The following is a 17,061-nucleotide window of genomic DNA, read 5'->3' on the forward strand; positions in this document are numbered from 1 at the left end:
GGGTGTCCTTCCTCAGGGGGCGACCGCGGCGAGCGGCAGTCCGGTGGTCTCGGGGAGCCCGAGGGCGAGGTTGGTGCTCTGGACGGCACCGCCCGCGGTGCCCTTGGTGAGGTTGTCCAGGGCCGCGACCGCGACCATGCGGCCGGCGTCGGCGTCCACGGTGACCTGCACGAGGGTGGTGTTGGCCGCCAGGGTCATGGCGGTGTTGGGCCAGGTGCCCTCGGGAAGCAGGTGGACGAAGGGTTCGTCGGCGTAGGTGGTCTCGTAGGCGGCGCGGACCTGGTCGGCGGTGACGCCGGGCTTGAGGGGGGCGGTGCAGGTGGCGAGGATGCCTCGGGGCAGCGGCGCCAGGACCGGGGTGAAGGACAGACGGACCGGCTCTCCGGTGACGGAGGTGAGGTTCTGGACGATCTCGGGGTTGTGCCGGTGGGCGCCACCGACCCCGTAGGGGCTGAGGGCACCCATGATCTCGCTGCCGACCAGGTTGGGTTTGGGCGCCTTGCCCGCGCCGGAGGCCCCGGTGACGGCGACGACGGTCAGGTCGGGCTCGACGAGCTGTTCGGCCAGGCCGGGGAAGAGTCCGAGGGTGGCGACGGTGACGTGGCAACCGGGGACGGCGATGCGGCGGGCGTCGGTGAGGCGTTCGCGCTGACCGGGAAGCTCGGGCAGGCCGTAGGGCCAGGTGCCGGCGTGGGGGGTGCCGTAGAAGCGTTCCCACGCGGCGGCGTCGTCGAGCCGGAAGTCGGCACCGCAGTCGACCACGAGGGCGTCGTCGCCGAGCTGTCGGGCGATGTCGGCGGACTGGCCGTGCGGCAGGGCGAGGTAGACGACGTCGTGGCCGCGCAGTTCCTCGATCGTGGTGGGGGCCAGGATCCGGTCGGCGAGCGGCAGCAGGTGGGGCTGGTGCTGGATGAGCGGGGTGCCGGCGTTGCTTCCGGCGGTGACGGTTCCGATCTCGATCTCGGGGTGTCCCAGGAGCAGACGCAGCAGCTCACCTCCGGCGTAGCCGCTGGCTCCGGCGATCGCCGCTGTGTATCCCATGGTGAGACCCCCCTCTTCGAAATGGACTGGACCATCATGCATGCCCTTGCAAGTTTATGCAACAAAGTCCGCGTGGAGCCACCATCGATCACGTGACATGGACGACAGAGGTACGGCGGTCAGCGGCCGGGCATGCGGGTGGCGATGCCGGCCAGGCGCGAGGTGCCCTTTCCGCTGGAGCGGGCCTCCCGGCGGTCGGCGGTGCGGTACAGACCGTTCACGATCTGGGTACCGACCCAGCGCAACGGTTCGGGTTCCCAACCGCCGGCCTCGTGGCCGACCCAGGGCAGCCGGGTCAGGTCGGTGCTGCGGCCCAGGACGAGGTCGCGCAGGGTCCGCCCGGCCATGTTGCTGGTCGAGACGCCGCTGTGGGCGTAGCCGCCGGCCCAGGCCAGGCCGGACTCGGTGTCCAGGTGCACGGTGGGCGACCAGTCCTTGGGCACCCCCAGCACCCCGGACCAGGCGTGCTCGACCGGCACGTCGGCCATCTCGGGGAACATGCGGGTCAGGGCGCGCCAGAGTTCGACGATGGCGTGCGGCTGAGTGGCGCCCTCGTCGCCCGAGGAGGCACCGGGGCGTCGGGGTGTTCCTCTGCCGCCGATGGCGATGCGCCCGTCCGTGGTGCGCTGGGCGTAGACGTAGGAGTGGGCCGCGTCGCCGAGGACCTCGCCGCCCTCCCAGCCGATCCCCTTCCACAGCGGGTCGGGGATGGGTTCGGTGACGATCATCGAGGAGTGCATGGGGCGCCACCGGCGGCTCTGGCCGCGCAGGGTACCGGTGAAGCCCTCGGTGGCGCGGACGACGTGGTCGGCGCGCACGGTGCCGTGGTCGGTGACCACGGCGGGACGCTCGGCGCCCTGACGAGGGCGGATCTCCTCGACCGTGGTGCCCTCGAACAGGTCCACGCCCAGCCCCTCCACCACGCGGGCCAGTCCGGTGACCAGCTTGGCCGGGTTCAGGCGGGCGGCGTGCGGCGTGTAGCCGGCGGCGACCGCGTCGCGCACGGCGATGCGGGGGGTCTCGTCGGAGTCGACCATGTGGAAGTCGTCGGGCCAGTAGCCCCAGTCCTGGAGGTACTCGATGTGACCTTGGAGCCGTGCGCGCTGGGCCTCGTTGCCGGCCACCAGGTACATACCGCCTTTGACCTGGTCGGCGTCGATGCCCTCGGCCTCGGCGACCGAGAGCACCTCGTCGACGGTGGTCATCAGGCCGCGTTGCAGCGCGACCATGGCGGATTTGCCGTGTGACTGTGCGTAGCTCTCCCGGGAACCGGCGAACTCGGCCGACAGCCACCCTCCGTTACGGCCGGATGCGCCGAACCCTGCGAACTCACGTTCGATCACGCACACGCGCAGGTCGGGCTGGTCCTTCTTCAGGTAGTAGGCGGTCCACAGGCCGGTGTAACCGGCCCCGACCACGCAGACGTCGTAGTCGGCGTCCGCCGGCAGAGGTGCCCGTCGCTCGGGCACACCGGTGTCGCGGAACCAATGGGAGACGCCGCCGTTGGCGAATCGCGTGGACCGGGGAATCGGCCTCAACTGGGCAGCAGTGGTGAAAAGCCTCATGATTCCCCCCGGAACGTCCGTGCTCCCGACCCACCCCACGCTGGGTCTCCGAACTCTGGCCAACCTACATGGGGAACGACCATGCGTGGGATGGTTCCTGCACATTCGCGAGGATCTCAACCCCCCTGAATGGGGATTCGACTACGCAGAGTTCCGAGATCCTCAACTCGAACTGTCACGGAGGGTACGCGCGATGGTGGCGAATTGTCGAACGCCTTCGGCCCCCAACGGGGTGAGCACGTGTTCGTGCAGCCGTTCGACGTGTTTGTCGCGTGCCGCGCTGATGAAGGTCAACCCGCTCTCGGTGAGGGTGGCGTAGACGACCCGACGATCCTCGGCACAGTTGTGCCGCTCCAGGTAGCCCTCCTTCTCCAGCCGGTCGGCGAGCTTGGTGAAACCACCGGTGCTGAGACTGACCTCGCGGGCCAGGCGGCTCATCGGCAACCGGTGGTCGGGGGTGCGCTGGAGACGGATGAGCACCTCGAACCAGGGGCCTGCCATGTCCTTACCGTCGGGTGTTATACCCCGAAGGAGCTTGGGCTGGATGGAGTGCATCGCCTCGGAGACCAACCCCCAGGCGGTGATGAGGTCGTCGTCGCTGGGACGACCCTCGTCTTGGGCGTCCTCGACCCTGTCGGCCGGTTGTGCGGTCATGATCTCTCCCCTGTCGTCACCCAGGGCTCCCTGCGTCACACCACACCCTGGAGAAGTATCTTCCGAGTAAATATTACCCGAAGATAGCAACCAGGGACAGTATTTTCCTGAGAAATAAATTTCCCGTCGGCGCGCTCTCGCGCCGACGGGTGTGTATCGGACCTGTGTACGGGAGCCCGTCCGGACTCCCGCCATCAGTGTCGAGCCATCACGGCGTCCAGCGACGCCCTGAGGGTGTTGGCCATGTGGTCGATCTGTTCCCAGGTGATCACCAGGGGCGGCGAGACCAGCAGAGCCCGAGGAATCGGCCGTACGATCACCCCTCGGGTACGTGCCTCCGCGAAGATCTCCGCCGTGGTGACCCCCCGCTCGGTGAGCGCTTCCTCGGTGAGTTCCACCGCGCCCATCACCCCGACCCCGGAACGGACCTCCGCCACCAGCGGGTGGTCGGCCAGCCCACGCAGGGCCGAGTCCAGGTGCCGTTCCACCTCACGGGAGACCGTGAACAGGTCCTCCCGCTCCAGGATGTCCAGGTTGGCCAGGGCCGCCGCGCAGGCGGACGGGTGTCCCGCGTAGGTGGTGCCCTGCAGGAACGGGTGCCCCTCCTGGTTCCAGAACGGGTCGGCCACCCTGCCGTTGACCATGACCCCGCCCAGCGGAAGGTACCCGCTGGAGACACCCTTGGCGAAGACGATCATGTCCGGGCTCACGCCGAAGCGCTCGATCCCGAACCAGTTGCCCATCCGCGCGAACCCGCAGATGACGCTGTCCACGACGAACAGCACACCGTACTTGCGACAGATCCGCGCGACCTCGGTGAAGTATCCGTCCTGCGGTGGGAAGACGCCGCCGGCCCCGATGACGGGTTCGGCGAAGAAGGCGGCGACCCGGTCCGCCCCCACCCGGAGGATCTCCGCCTCCAACGCGGCGGCGGAGTCGTGCGGGATCACAGAGGTGTCCTCGATGAGACGGCCGTGCCCGGTACGGAACCGCTCCATCCCGATGATGCTGGTACCGAAGCCGTTGAGACCGTGGTACCCGCCGGTGCGGCTGATCAGGTGTTGACGGTCCGGCTGCCCCAGCGCCGCCCAGTAGCTGCGGGCGAGCTTGGCGGCGGTGTCGATCGACTCCCCTCCCCCACAGGTGAGGATGGTGCGCGGGTCCTCGATCGGAGCGTGCGCGGCCAGGCGCTCGCTCAGTTCCAGGGCGGGTTCGTTGGCGAAGTCCCCGTAGATGGTGTAGGCGTCCAGCGTGTTCATCTGACGATGGACCGCGTCCGCGATCTCGGTGCGACCGTGCCCGACGTTGCAGTACCAGAGGCTGGCCGTGCCGTCGAGGTAGCGGTCTCCGGACCGGTCCCACAGCCACACGCCCTCGGCGCGGGCCACCACGAATTCCGGGCCCTTGGCCACGGTGTTCATATCGCAGAAGGTATGCCAGAGACGGCTGGGCTCCCGGTGATCCTTGGGAGTGAGCGCGGACGAGACAACCGTTTCGGTCATATGGCGACCTCCGAGCCGTGACATGCGCGAAAGCGCGCAGTGGAATACGGATCCGACCCCTTACCCGGGCGCCCAGGTTGTGTCAGGTGATTGCAGGCTAAGTTGTCGACCCGCTCCACAGCAAGAGCCAAAACGAAGGTTCATGCCCCGAAACACAAACTTCATTCCGGCTACCCTCGGTCCAGACGCCCAAAACCCCTGCTGTACAGGAAAAACAGGCCTCAAAAAAACTTGGAATCCGGGGTCGAACATCGGACGTTTCGCATGTACACCGGGGTTTCGAAGGGTGCGGGGCGAGCCCTCCCCCAGGGAGAACCCGCCCCGCTCACGCGCGATCGGCGTGTCGCCGACCTCAGCCGCGCAGAACCGCTCCGGTGCGCTCGGTGGCCAGGGCCACCGCCGCGTCACGGGCCGCGCCGGCCTCCTCCGCGGTCAGAGTCCGGTCACCGGCCCGGAACCGCAGCGCGAAGGCGACGGACTTGCGTCCTTCCTCCACCTGCTCACCGTCGTAGACGTCGAACAGGCGCACGCCCTCCAGTAGTTCACCGGCGCCCTCCGCCAGGGCGGAGCTGATCGCACCGACCGGGACGGAGGCGTCCACGACCAGGGCCACGTCCTGGGTGGCCACCGGGTAGGTGTGGATCTCGGGGGCGGAGATGTCGGTGCGGGCGCTCTCGATCCGGTCGAGGTCCAGTTCCATGGCGGCGGAACGCTCGGGCAGGGAGAACGCCTTGACGGTACGCGGGTGCAACTCACCGGCGTACCCCACGAGTACCCGCTCTCCCTGGACGCGCACGTACAACGCCGCGCAACGACCGGGGTGCCAGGGCGCGTGGGCGTCCGCCTCGATCTCCAGTTCCACACCGGACACGTCCGCGACCTCGCGGGCGGCCTGGATCGCGTCGGCCCAGGAGGCCTGTCGACCCGGACCCCACCAACCGGTGCGCTCGGCGGCGCCGGAGAGCACCACGCCCACACGGCGCGGCTGAGCGGGAAGGGCCGCGTCGATCCGGGCCAGTTCCGCCACGCTCGGACGACGGTCCACCGGCGGGATCGGGGCGCGTTCGGCCACGGGCCCGGGCCGGTAGACCAAACCCATCTCGAAGAGGCCGACGTCGTTGAGACCCCGGCCCACGTTGCGCGCCAGAGTCTTGAGCAGGCCCGGCAGCAGCGTGGGGCGCAGCAGCGGTTCCTCGTCGTTGAGCGGGTTGGCCAGGCGCACGTTGGCGCGACGCGGGTCGTCGGCCTCCAACTGGAGCCCGTCGAGGTCTCGCTCGCCGACGAACGGGTAGGTGAGCACCTCGTTGTAGCCGACGGCCGCCAGGGTCCGGCCCACGGCACGGCGGAGCCGCTGGCTCCGGGTGAGCCCGCGCCCGAAGCCCTTGAGCCCGATCGAGGGGATGTTCTCATAACCCTCGAAGCGGATAATCTCCTCTGCGATGTCGTTGGGGTCGGTCAGGTCCGGCCGCCAGGACGGCGGAGTCACCGTGAGCACGTCACCATCGGCCTCGTAGGTGCACCCGATGGCGCGCAGCCACTTCTCGGTGGTGCCCTCCGGATAGTCGACCCCGGCGACGGAAGCGGCGTGCCCGGTAGGCACCGTGATGGTGGCGGGCGCGGACTCGTGGTGGACGTGGGTGTAGGCCGACTCCACCGTGGCGCCGCCCAGCTCGGCGAGCAGCCGAACCGCGCGGGTGGCGGAGACCAGCTGCACCCGGGAGTCGACACCGCGCTCGAAACGGCGCGAGGCCTCCGAGGAGAGCTGGTGGCGACGCGAGGCCCGGGCGATGTGACGCGGTTCGAAGTGCGCGGACTCCACCAGCACCGAGCTGGAGGAGGACCCGATCTCGGTGTCCAGGCCGCCCATGACGCCGGCCACCGCTTGGGCGCCGGACTCGTCCGCGATGACGATGTCGTCGGTGTCCAGGGAACGCTGGACGTGGTCCAGGGTCTCCAGCTTCTCGCCCGCCTCGGCGGCGCGCACGGTGACGGTGCCGGTGAGCCGGTCACGGTCCCAGGCGTGCAGCGGCTGGCCGAGTTCGAGCATCACGTAGTTGGTGACGTCCACGGCCAGGGAGACGGGGCGCATCCCGCTCTGGTGCAGGCGACGCTTCATCCACAGCGGGGTGGGCGCCTCGGGGTCGAAATCGGTGGCGCCACGCAGCACCAGGCGGTCGGCCAGGGCCGGGTCGGCGATGACACCGGGGTGGCCCGCACCGGTGGGCTCGGCGACGGTCATCTCGGCGGGGTCGTGGAAGCGGACCCCGTACAGGGCCGCCACGTCACGGGCCACGCCGCGCATGGACAGGGCGTAGCCGCGGTCCGGGGTGACGGCGATGTCGAGGACGTCCTCGCGCAGGCCGAGCGCGGCGATGGCGTCGTCTCCCACCGCGCCGAAACCCTCCGGCAGGACGACGATGCCGGTGTGGTCCTCCCACAATCCGAGCTCGGTGGCCGAGCAGATCATCCCGGCGGACATCTTGCCGTAGGTCTTACGGGCGCCGATCTCGAACCCGCCGGGGAGTTCGGCTCCGGGCAGGGAGACGACGACCAGGTCGCCCTCGGAGAAGTTGCGGGCACCGCAGACGATCTCCTGGGGCTCTCCGGTGCCGTTGGCCCGCCCGACGTCCACCATGCAGTGGCGGATGGGCTTCTTGAATCCGGTGAGCTCCTCGATCTCCAGCACACGGCCGTAGACGATGGGGCCGGTCAAGTCGTCACCGAGCTCGTCGACGGTCTCGACCTCCAGACCCGCCAAGGTCAGGCGGGAGGCCAGTTCGCGGGCGGTGACGTCGGCGGGCAGCTCGACGTACTCGCGCAGCCAGGTCATGGGGACACGCATCAGATCTCACTCCCGAACGCCGAGGTGAAGCGCACGTCACCCTCGACCATGTCGCGCATATCGCGCACACCGTGCGCGAACATCAGTGTTCGTTCCACTCCCAGGCCGAAGGCCCATCCGCTGTAGACCTCGGGGTCCACCCCGGCGGCGGTCAGCACGCGCGGGTTGACCACGCCGCAACCACCGATCTCGATCCAGCCCTCGCTGGAGCAGGTGCGGCACGGCTCGTCGGGGTTTCCCACCGACGCGCCCCGGCACACGAAGCACTCCATGTCGACCTCGGCGGAAGGCTCGGTGAAGGGGAAGTAGGAGGCGCGGAAGCGGGTCCGCAAAGCCTCACCGAAGAAGGACTCGACGAAGGTGTCGATGGCGCCGCGCAGGTGCCCCATCGTGATGCCCTTGTCGACCACCAGACCCTCGAACTGGTGGAAGACCGGGGTGTGGGTGGCGTCGAGTTCGTCGGTGCGGAAGGTCTTGCCCGGTGCGACGACGTAGACCGGAAGCTCACGGGTCAGCAGGGAGCGCACCTGCACCGGGGAGGTGTGGGTGCGCAGGACCATGCCGGACTCCCCGCCGTCGGGTCCCTCCACGAAGAAGGTGTCCTGCATGGTGCGGGCGGGGTGGTCGGGCTGGAAGTTGAGGGCGTCGAAGTTGAACCACTCCGCCTCGACCTCGGGGCCCTCGGCGATCTCGAACCCCATGCCGACGAACACGTCGGCCATGCGTTCGGCGACCGTGGTCAGCGGATGCCGGGCGCCGCGGGGGCTGCGGTCCCAGGGCAGGGTGACGTCGACGCGCTCCTCGACCAGGACGCGCTCATCGCGCTCGGCCTCCAGAACGGCCTGGCGGGCCTTGACGGCCTGTCCGACGTCACGGCGGGCGCCGCCCACGCGCTTGCCCGCGTCGGCCTTGGCGGCCGGTGGCAGGGCTCCGATCTCGCGGTTGGCCAGGGCCAGTGGAGAACGGTCGCCGGCGTGGGCGAGCCGGACCTCCTTGAGTTCGGCGAGGTCGCCGGCGGCCTCGATGGCGGCCAACGCCTCCTCGCGCATGCGGGCGACCTCGTCGGGGTGCAGGGGGGTCACCTCGACCGGGTCGAAGGAATCGTTCGGTGCAGACATGTGGTTGCCTCGCCGTCACCGCATCCGCGCGGGGCGGGTGCGGGCGGTGGTCATGGGTCCGCGCGGGGGCGGACGTAGCCGACAGGAAGAAGCACGGGGTTACCGCGAGCCGGACGCGAAGCCGACCAGGTGTCACAGCAAGCCCGAGGTTGACGGACCACGCCGGACGGAATCCACGGCGGGATAACGGGACGGGGCCTCGTGCGCCCACCGGGGCCGAAGAGTCTGAGGGCTCAGACGAACTCGGGTGTCCCGGCGGGCATCGTAAATCGGAACTCTGCGCCACCGTTGGGGGCGCGGCCGACGGTGATCGTGCCGCCGTGGGCCTCGACGAGGCCCTTGACGATGAACAGTCCGAGTCCTGTTCCACCACGGCGCTTGCTACGCCAGAACTGGCGGAAGACGCGCGGAATGGTCTCGGGCGCTATGCCCTGGCCTTCGTCGCGCACCGACACCGCTGCTCCTCCTTCACACGGCTCGATCACGATACTGACAGTACCAGCGCCGTGCCGTACCCCGTTTTCCACGAGGTTGGTGAGGATCTGTTCGAGCTTGTCGGGGTCCAGCCACATCTGGGGCATGTCCCCGTGCGTCTCGACCCGGAAGCGCTCCTCCGACTCACCGGAGGCGACCCGTCCGGAGACCACCCGACGGACGGCCTCGGACAGGTCGACGACCTGGCGTCGCACTTCCAGGCGTCCCGACTCGATCCGGGAGACGTCCAAGAGGTCGTGGATGAGGCGGGTGACGCGGTCGGCGTCGGCGTTGACGGTCTCCAACATGAACAGCTTCTGTTTGTCGGTGAGCCGTTCCCATTTGGTGAGGAGGGTGGAGGTGAAGCCCTTGACGCTGGTCAGGGGGGACCGTAGTTCGTGGGCGACCTCGGAGACCAGGTCCGCGCGGGAGCGCTCGGCTCGCGCGGAGGCGTCTCGGAGGCTGACGACCAGGCGAACGAGGTCGCCGCCGGGGCGGGCGCGCACGTAGCGGGCCGCGACGAGGACCTCGCGTTCGTCGGGCAGACACAGGACCCGTTCGATCTGACGGGTGCGGTCGCGGTCACCGCCGTAGGGGGCGCTGGCCTCCCACCAGTCGTGTCCGTCCAGCCCGCGCAGGGGCAGGGCGGTGCGGTAGTCGCGGCCGAGCGCGGATGTGGTGGGGACGCCGACGAGGTGGGCGGCCTGGGTGTTGAACAGGACGACACGGCCGCGCGCGTCGGCGACGACGACGCCGTCGGGCAGGTCGTCGGCGTGCAACGGGATGCCGCCGGTCGCGACGATGTCGAGGTCGGAGGTGACGGGTTCGTCCGCCGGTTGCGCCGCCGCGCCGTCGGAGTCCTCCGCCGGTCGATCCACCTGCCGGCCGCTGCCCACGCCTCTCCCAGCTCCCCTCCGAAGGTCCGTGGCGCAGGTGTCCTGGGCCGCGGATCTGTGATCGGTGGTGTCCGTCCTCAGTGGACTCTCCCTGGACACCACCGCAGGTCTACCCTGCTCTCCCACCTGGTACGCCTCGCGTGTCGGGGCACGATCTCGGGTGGGAGTCCGAGCGTACAGACACCGAGGCCCGCCCACTGGTCATGGACGGGCACCTCCTTCGGACGCGGTCCTCGTCCGAACGCTCACACCGTGTGGTCGAGTCTGCCGTGCGGACCGGGCGATCGCACCCTTCTACCCGTGACGCGGGACGCGCGAGGGTGGCCACGCGGAATCCGCATGAACACCGCGGTGCCGGTCCGACCCTATCGACACTCGGGCCCCGTGCACGTGCATTCCGGGAGGTTGTCATGACCTGTTACCGAGTGTGTACACCCAGCGAAGCTCAGGCCCACCACAGGGAGGTTTCGAACACGGAGGGTGATCAACCGTGGAAGTATCCGAACGTGGTCAGGGGCGGTTCAAGAGCGTCTCTGTTGGCGCGCCGTCGTGTACAGGCACACCGCTGCGGCCGTGGCCAGATTCAGGCTTTCGGCCCCGCCGTAGATCGGGACGCTGACCGCGCCGTCGGTCAAACGGACGGTCTCCTCCGGCAACCCCCAGGCCTCGTTGCCGAAGACCCAACCGACCGGACCGTCCAGGTCACCGTCGTCGGCGACCTGGTGCAGGTCCTTGTCGCCCCCGCCGTCGGCGGCCCACACCTTCGCCCCCGCCTGGTTCAGGAAGTCGATCGCGCCGGCGACCGGCACACCCACCACCACGGGCAGGTGGAACAGGCTTCCGGCGGAGGCCCGCACGCACTTGCCGTTGTAGGGGTCCACGGACGCGTCCGTGAAGATGACGACGTCCGCACCCGCGGCGTCCGCGGTGCGCAGGACCGTCCCGGCGTTTCCGGGGTCGCGCACGTGGGAGAGAACGACGGCCAGACGCACGTCGGTGACCTTCTCCAAGGGAACGTCGACGAACTCGCAGACCGCGAGGACCCCCTGGGGGGTGATGGTCTGCGCCAGTTCGGACATCACGTCCAGGCTGACCCGATGGGTCGGCACGCCGGCGGTGTGGGCGGCGTCCATCAGGTCGATGTGACGTTGCATGGCCTCCGCCGTGGCGTAGACCTCGACCACTCCCTGGCCGCTCCCGCCATACGGAGGTCCCCCGCCGCCGTTCACCGCGGCGAGAGCCTCCCGCACAGCCTGAGGGCCCTCCGCGAGGAAGCGCCTCTCACGCTGGCGGAAGGTGCGCTTGGCGAGCCGCCGAACCCCCTTGATCCTGGGTGACCGAACGCTCGTGAACTCGTGGCTCGCCATCGCTACCTGTCTTCGTCTCGCCGAACTAGGCCGCGGCGGAGGCCGGCAGGGCCTGCTTGGCCTTCTCCACCAGCACGGCGAAGGCGGCCCCGTCGTTGACGGCCAGCTCGGCCAGCATGCGACGGTCGACCTCGATCTCGGCCAGCTTCAGACCCTGGATGAGACGGTTGTAGGTCAGGCCGTGAGCGCGGGAGGCAGCGTTGATACGCTGGATCCACAGACGACGGAACTGCCCCTTGCGGTCCTTGCGGTCCCGGTAGGAGTAGGTCATCGAGTGGAGCATCTGCTCCTTGGCCTTGCGGTACAGACGCGAGCGCTGCCCGCGGTAACCACTGGCCCGGTCGAGAACGACCTTGCGCTTCTTTTTGGCGTTGAGAGCCCGCTTCACGCGTGCCACAGTGACTCCCTCATTGGTTCTTCCGGCGCGCCCAGCGCGCCGACCGGTCCGGCCAGGACGGGCCCGGCGGCCGTGTTCGCTTCAGGTGGTCGCCCTTCGAGCGCTCAGAGCGAACCGACCGGGTCGGACGCGGGGCACTGTCGAGAAGGGCTGAGGTTACTGCCGTTTCCTAGCGACCCAGGAGCTTCTTGATGCTCTTGGTGTCGGCCGGGGAGAGCTCCGCCTCGTTGCTCAGCTTGCGCTTGCGCTTGGAGGTCTTGTGCTCAAGGATGTGGTTCTTGTTGGCACGGCGGCGCATGATCTTGCCGGAACCGGTGACCTTGAAACGGTCCTTGGCTCCGCTGTGGGACTTGTTCTTCGGCATGTCGCCGTCGTCTCCTACTCCGTCGGCGCGGCATCCGCCCCGGGGACGAATGTCGCGATTGTTCCGCGCTAGGCGGGTCTCGGATCGCACGCCTGTGCATCGTGGGCTGTTCGCGCACAGCCCACCCCACCACCGGCCGCCTTCGAGGCGGCCGGCCGGTGGGGGAATTGCTAGGCCTGGTCGCCGCTCTCGCCGCGGGACTTGTCCCCCGCCGCAGCACGGGCCTCGGCCTTGTGCTCGGAACGCCGCTTGTGCGGACCGATCACCATGACCATGTTGCGGCCGTCCTGCTTGGGCTGGGACTCGACCATGCCGAGGTCCTGGACGTCCTCGGCCAGACGCGCCAGCAACCTGCGCCCGAGTTCGGGGCGGGACTGCTCGCGACCACGGAACATGATCGTCACCTTGACCTTGTCCCCACCCTTGAGGAACCGAACGACGTGACCCTTCTTGGTCTCGTAGTCGTGCGGGTCGATCTTCGGGCGGAGCTTGATCTCCTTGATGATCGTGTTCGACTGGTTCTTGCGCGACTCACGGGCCTTGACCGCGGACTCGTACTTGAACTTGCCGTAGTCCATCAGCTTGGCGACCGGCGGGCGCGCGGTCGGCGCGACCTCGACGAGGTCGAGGTCGGACTCCTGGGCCAGACGCAGAGCGTCCGGCACGGAGACGATTCCGACCTGCTCACCGTTGGGCCCGACGAGTCGGACCTCGGGCACCCGGATACGGTCATTGATGCGGGGCTCGGCGCTGATGAGACCCCTCCCTAGCTTTCTCGGATTACCTGGGACCGGCCGACCACCTCGAAGTGGTCGACCTGTTCGACCGGGTCGCCCGCTCTATCAGGCCACCCGCCCGCTCCGGGGTCCGTGCAAAGCAAAAACCCCGCCAGCGTGTGCAAGCGGGGCGATCCGATCGGACGTGGAGGACGAAGGCGCGACGCACCCGGGCCTGAAGAACAGCCGAGGGGTGGGAGCCGAACACTCGCCATCCGACCGAAGACCCACACGGACGAAAGTCCGGTAGGTGGGAGGATCATCTCCGCTTGCGGTTCCCCTACGCCTGAGCGCAGAGGAATGAAGTCGATTTACATCGAGTGTATCAGCACTCCGAAGCGCTCCAACCGCTCAGGAATCGGCGGTGGCGCGACGCTGGAGCTCCGCCTCGCCGGCCTCGCGCATGGCGGCCACCGGAACGTCCACGGCCCCCGTCATGAGTCGGACCTGGGCGACGGCCTGGTGCAGCAGCATAGGAAACCCGCCCACCACACGTCCGCCCCGATCGGTGACGGCCACGGCGGCCTTGGTCGGCCAGGGCGCGTAGACGACGTCGAACAGGTCGGCCCGGCAGTCGGCCAAGGCCTCGGCGTGGACGTCCGTGGCGCCGGAGGGCAGGGTGGACATCACCAGGTCCGTGTCCAGGTGCCGTTCCACCTCGGCCAACGGGGCCACCTCGATCGGCGTCCCCAGCCGTTCGGCCGCCGCCACCACTTCGCCGGTGCGTGCGGTGCTGCGGGCCAGCACCCTGACGGTGCCGATCCCGCCCAGCTCGCGCAGGGCCGCCAGGGCGGAGGCCGCGGTGGCCCCCGCCCCCAGGACGACCGTGTCGCGCGGTGCGGTGACTCCCGCCTCGGCCAGCGCGACCGCGATGCCCTCGACGTCGGTGTTGTGCGCCGCCCACCCGTGGTCCTCCCGGACCAAGGTGTTGGCTCCGCCCACCCGCGTGGACAGGTCACTGACCCGGGCGGCCAACTCCATGGCGCGACGCTTGAGCGGCATGGTCAGGGACAGACCCGCCCAGTCGTCGTCGAGTCCGCCGAGGAAGGGCGCGAGGCCCTTCTCGTCGCATTCGTGACGACCGTAGGACCATTCGGTGAGCCCCATCGCGGCGTAGGCCGCCGTGTGCAGGACCGGAGACAGGGAGTGCGCCACCGGCGACCCCAGGACCGCGGCGCGCATCAGCTACCGCCACCGCCCCAGGTCTCCTCGAAGGCTTCCTTGAGGAGCTCGAACTCCTCATGGGTCTCGGCGAACTCGGTGACACCGTTCTCGGGATCGGTGGCCACGAAGTACAGCCACTCACCCTCCTCCGGCTCCAGGGCCGCCTCGATGGCGTCCTCGCCCGGTGCCACGAACGGGCCCGGGACGAGACCGGTGCGGTGGTAGGTGTCGAACCCGCTGTCATCGGCCTCGCAGGCGGACAACTGATCGTTGTTCAGTGCGATGCCGTAGTCACCGATGGCGTAGAAGCAGGTGCTGTCCATCTGCAACGGCATGTCGATGTCGAGCCGGTTGTGGACCACCCGGGAGATCTTGGGCATGTCCTCCGCGCTACCGCTCTCGGCCTGAACGATCGAGGCGATCGCCATCATCTCGTTGGCGTCGTAGCCGAGCCCTTCGGCCCGCCCCTCCAGGTCGAGTCCCTCGGTCACCTGACGATGCTGGGTGACCATGGTGCGCAGCATGGACAGGGCGTCGGTGTCGGGCTCGAACCGGTAGGTGGCCGGGTACAGGTAACCCGCGGGCCCCTCGGAGGCGTAGTCCGGCAGACCGAGCTCGTCGGTCTGGGCGTAGGCCTCTTCCAACTCTTCCTTGCTCGCACCCGTGCTCGCGGCCAGCTCGTCCAGGATCTGGTCACCGCGCAGGCCCTCCCGGATGGTGACCCGGCCGCCGAGGCGGCTGTCGGGATCGAACAGGGCGGCCACGGCGGCCTCCCCGCTCATGCCCTCGGCGAGGGCGTAGGTACCGGGGGCGAGCGCCTCGCCGGACTCCCCGAGCGCGTTAGTGAAGGCTCGGCTACTGGCGACGACACCCTGATCGACCAGGGCCTGGGCGACGGAGCCGCCGCTCTGCCCGTCCTCGACGGTGATGACGACCTCGCCGGAACCGGTCCCTTCGAAATCGCTCGGGAACACGTAGGTCCGCATGACCGCGAAACCACCACCGGCGATGACCAGCATCAGCACGAGGGCGAGCAGGATGGTCGGACCCTTGCGCTTGCGGCGCGGGGGACGTCCACCGCCGCCTTTGGCCGATTCCCGCCGCTTAGCCTGTGCCTTCTTCGCGGCCTTGAGCCGCTTGCGGGTGGCTCGTCCGTCGCCGTAGGAGGCGGCGATGTCCTCCAGGCTGTCCTCTTCGTAGTCGTCCTGCACCGGATCCTCGTCGAACTCCTGCTCGACCGGCTCCGGTTCGGGCTCGGCGCGGCGGCCTCGACGCCGACCACGGCGACGCTTGGGTTCCTCTTCCTCGGGCAAGGGGAAGGCGCCGGTGGCGGCGGTCTTCTCCTGCACCGGGAAGGAGCCGGTGGACGCTCGGGGTTCGTCCTGGTCACGGGGGTCGTCGGGAAGGTCGGGAAGGGGGAAGGCACCGCTGCTCGGTTCGGCCGAACGCCGGCGGCGGCCACGGCGGGTTCCGGGTTCCGGTTCGGGTTCGGCGAAGGCTCCGCTGTCCGGTCCTGCCGCGAAGGACCCCGTGTCGGATCGGGATCCACCCGTGGCGGGGAAGGATCCGGTGTCGCCTGGTTCCTCGTCGGCCCCGCGACGGGCGCGGCGTCGACCACGGCGTCCGGGCGGTTGCTCGTCGGGAACGGCCTCGAACGCGCTGGTCTCACGTCGGCGGCGGGCGCGGCGACCTTTGGGCTCCTCGTCGGGGTCTTCGGCGAAGAACGCGGGGGTGGGTTCGTCCTCGTCGTCGCCCCACAGGGGTGAGCGGGCCTCGGGTGCTTCGTCCGCGCGGGTACGGCGAGCCCTGCGGGGCGGCTCCGCCGGAGGTTCCTCGGGCCGGGGACGGCCGGGCGTCTCGGAGGATCCACCGAGACCGGCCAGGGCGGCGAGGGCCTCCTGGGTGGGATCGGCTCCGGGCGCCTGGTGACTGCCCGTGTCCGTGGGCGCGCCCCGGGGACGCTGTCCACCGCGGGCCGCTCGGCTACCCCTCAGGGCGTCGGCCGCGCCGAAACGGCGCGGCGGCTGCTCATCGACTTCCGGCGGTTCGGCCCTGCGTCGACGCCCCGAGGGCGGACCCATCGGATCGTGGCCGGGAGGCTCGTTCCAGGCGTTCTGGCCGGGTTCGGGGCGGGCCCGACGGCCGCGCGGCGGGGGTTGCGCGGGCAGGGGATCGCTCAGCGGGTCGTAGTCGTAACCGCCCTGACGGTCGGCACGGCCACGGTAGGGACTATCGGGGTAGTCATCCCTGTCGGTCATGAATCTCCCTGGCTGGCACGGACGATCTCGCCCGGGGGATGGCCTGTTGACCGTTCCTGGTCCAAGGCACTCTGCAAGAGCACGGTCGCCGCCGCCTGATCGATCACGGAACGGCGGGCACGGCCGCCCTTGGCACCCTTCTTGCCGAAGGAGGCGCCGGCGAGCAGCTGACCCTGAGCGGTCACCGTGGTGAGTCGTTCGTCCACGAGCCTGACGGGGACGGGGTCGAGGAGTCTGACCAAGGAGTTCGCGAACCCACGGGCGGACCGAGCGGCCGGTCCCTCCTTGCCGGACAGTGATGCAGGGTAACCCACGATGACCTCACGGGCCTCCCTCTCCACCACGAGAAGGGCGATGCGCTGGGTGTCCCCCTTGCCGCGAGGGATCGTTTCGACGGGGCTGGCGAGCATCCCGCTCGGGTCACTCGCCGCGACGCCGATACGGGCGTCACCAGGGTCGACCGCCAGTCGGACTCCATGCCTCACGAGGACGCCTCCCCCGGTGCGGGGGGAGTGTACGGAGGGGCTGTGCGATCGACGGCACAGCACCGCTGTTGGGAGATCCTCAACACGGTGGTCCTGTTCATCAGCGGGGTCGCGGGAAAGCCGCGCAGACAGCCATGGGGTTCGGCTGTGGCGCGCCA

At 69.5% G+C, this 17,061-nt stretch carries 14 protein-coding genes; all 14 read right to left on the reverse strand.

From position 1 onward, the window contains the following. Positions 1-12 precede the first annotated feature (12 nt). Positions 13-1,041: an N-acetyl-gamma-glutamyl-phosphate reductase gene (gene argC, locus BQ8420_RS10895; protein WP_087097982.1), complete on the reverse strand. Its 1,029-nt coding sequence runs from the start codon at positions 1,039-1,041 to the stop codon at positions 13-15. 119 nt (positions 1,042-1,160) lie between these two features. After that, on the reverse strand, positions 1,161-2,606 hold the full coding sequence (locus BQ8420_RS10900; RefSeq protein WP_087097985.1) for an FAD-binding oxidoreductase: 1,446 nt from the start codon (positions 2,604-2,606) through the stop codon (positions 1,161-1,163). A gap of 162 nt (positions 2,607-2,768) precedes the next feature. Continuing rightward, a complete protein-coding gene (locus tag BQ8420_RS10905; RefSeq protein ID WP_087098130.1) occupies positions 2,769-3,260 on the reverse strand; it encodes a MarR family winged helix-turn-helix transcriptional regulator in 492 nt (163 codons plus the stop codon). Between the two features lie 194 nt (positions 3,261-3,454). Continuing rightward, the gene (locus BQ8420_RS10910) at positions 3,455-4,681 is read right to left on the reverse strand and encodes an aspartate aminotransferase family protein (RefSeq protein WP_087097987.1); all 1,227 of its coding nucleotides are present in this window, start codon (positions 4,679-4,681) and stop codon (positions 3,455-3,457) included. A gap of 433 nt (positions 4,682-5,114) precedes the next feature. After that, a complete protein-coding gene (gene pheT, locus BQ8420_RS10915; RefSeq protein WP_087097989.1) occupies positions 5,115-7,604 on the reverse strand; it encodes a phenylalanine--tRNA ligase subunit beta in 2,490 nt (829 codons plus the stop codon). Continuing rightward, on the reverse strand, positions 7,604-8,722 hold the full coding sequence (gene pheS, locus BQ8420_RS10920; RefSeq protein WP_087097992.1) for a phenylalanine--tRNA ligase subunit alpha: 1,119 nt from the start codon (positions 8,720-8,722) through the stop codon (positions 7,604-7,606). The genes pheT and pheS overlap by 1 nt, the downstream gene beginning before the upstream one ends. Positions 8,723-8,955: 233 nt before the next feature. Next, positions 8,956-10,092: a HAMP domain-containing sensor histidine kinase gene (locus tag BQ8420_RS10925; RefSeq protein WP_087097994.1), complete on the reverse strand. Its 1,137-nt coding sequence runs from the start codon at positions 10,090-10,092 to the stop codon at positions 8,956-8,958. A gap of 521 nt (positions 10,093-10,613) precedes the next feature. After that, positions 10,614-11,459 carry an RNA methyltransferase gene (locus tag BQ8420_RS10930; protein ID WP_087097996.1) on the reverse strand — a complete coding sequence of 282 codons (846 nt, stop codon included), beginning with the start codon at positions 11,457-11,459 and terminating at the stop codon, positions 10,614-10,616. A gap of 25 nt (positions 11,460-11,484) precedes the next feature. Next, positions 11,485-11,856 carry a 50S ribosomal protein L20 gene (gene rplT, locus BQ8420_RS10935; protein ID WP_200815888.1) on the reverse strand — a complete coding sequence of 124 codons (372 nt, stop codon included), beginning with the start codon at positions 11,854-11,856 and terminating at the stop codon, positions 11,485-11,487. 169 nt (positions 11,857-12,025) lie between these two features. Further along, complete coding sequence (gene rpmI / locus BQ8420_RS10940; RefSeq protein WP_067607638.1) at positions 12,026-12,220, reverse strand: 50S ribosomal protein L35; 195 nt, start codon at positions 12,218-12,220, stop codon at positions 12,026-12,028. A gap of 170 nt (positions 12,221-12,390) precedes the next feature. Next, positions 12,391-12,975, reverse strand: coding sequence for a translation initiation factor IF-3 (infC, locus tag BQ8420_RS10945; protein WP_087097998.1), 585 nt, complete (start codon positions 12,973-12,975; stop codon positions 12,391-12,393). Positions 12,976-13,347: 372 nt separating this feature from the next. Beyond that, positions 13,348-14,178, reverse strand: a complete 831-nt coding sequence (locus BQ8420_RS10950) for a shikimate dehydrogenase (protein ID WP_087098000.1) — start codon at positions 14,176-14,178, stop codon at positions 13,348-13,350. Further along, positions 14,178-16,418: an endolytic transglycosylase MltG gene (gene mltG, locus BQ8420_RS10955; RefSeq protein WP_087098002.1), complete on the reverse strand. Its 2,241-nt coding sequence runs from the start codon at positions 16,416-16,418 to the stop codon at positions 14,178-14,180. Before mltG ends, BQ8420_RS10950 begins: the two co-directional genes overlap by 1 nt. Continuing rightward, entirely contained in the window at positions 16,415-16,903 is a 489-nt protein-coding gene (gene ruvX / locus BQ8420_RS10960; RefSeq protein WP_087098004.1) for a Holliday junction resolvase RuvX, read from the reverse strand. Before ruvX ends, mltG begins: the two co-directional genes overlap by 4 nt. Positions 16,904-17,061: the final 158 nt, after the last annotated feature.

This window comes from Nocardiopsis sp. JB363 (assembly GCF_900143625.1).
Lineage (GTDB): Bacteria > Actinomycetota > Actinomycetes > Streptosporangiales > Streptosporangiaceae > Nocardiopsis.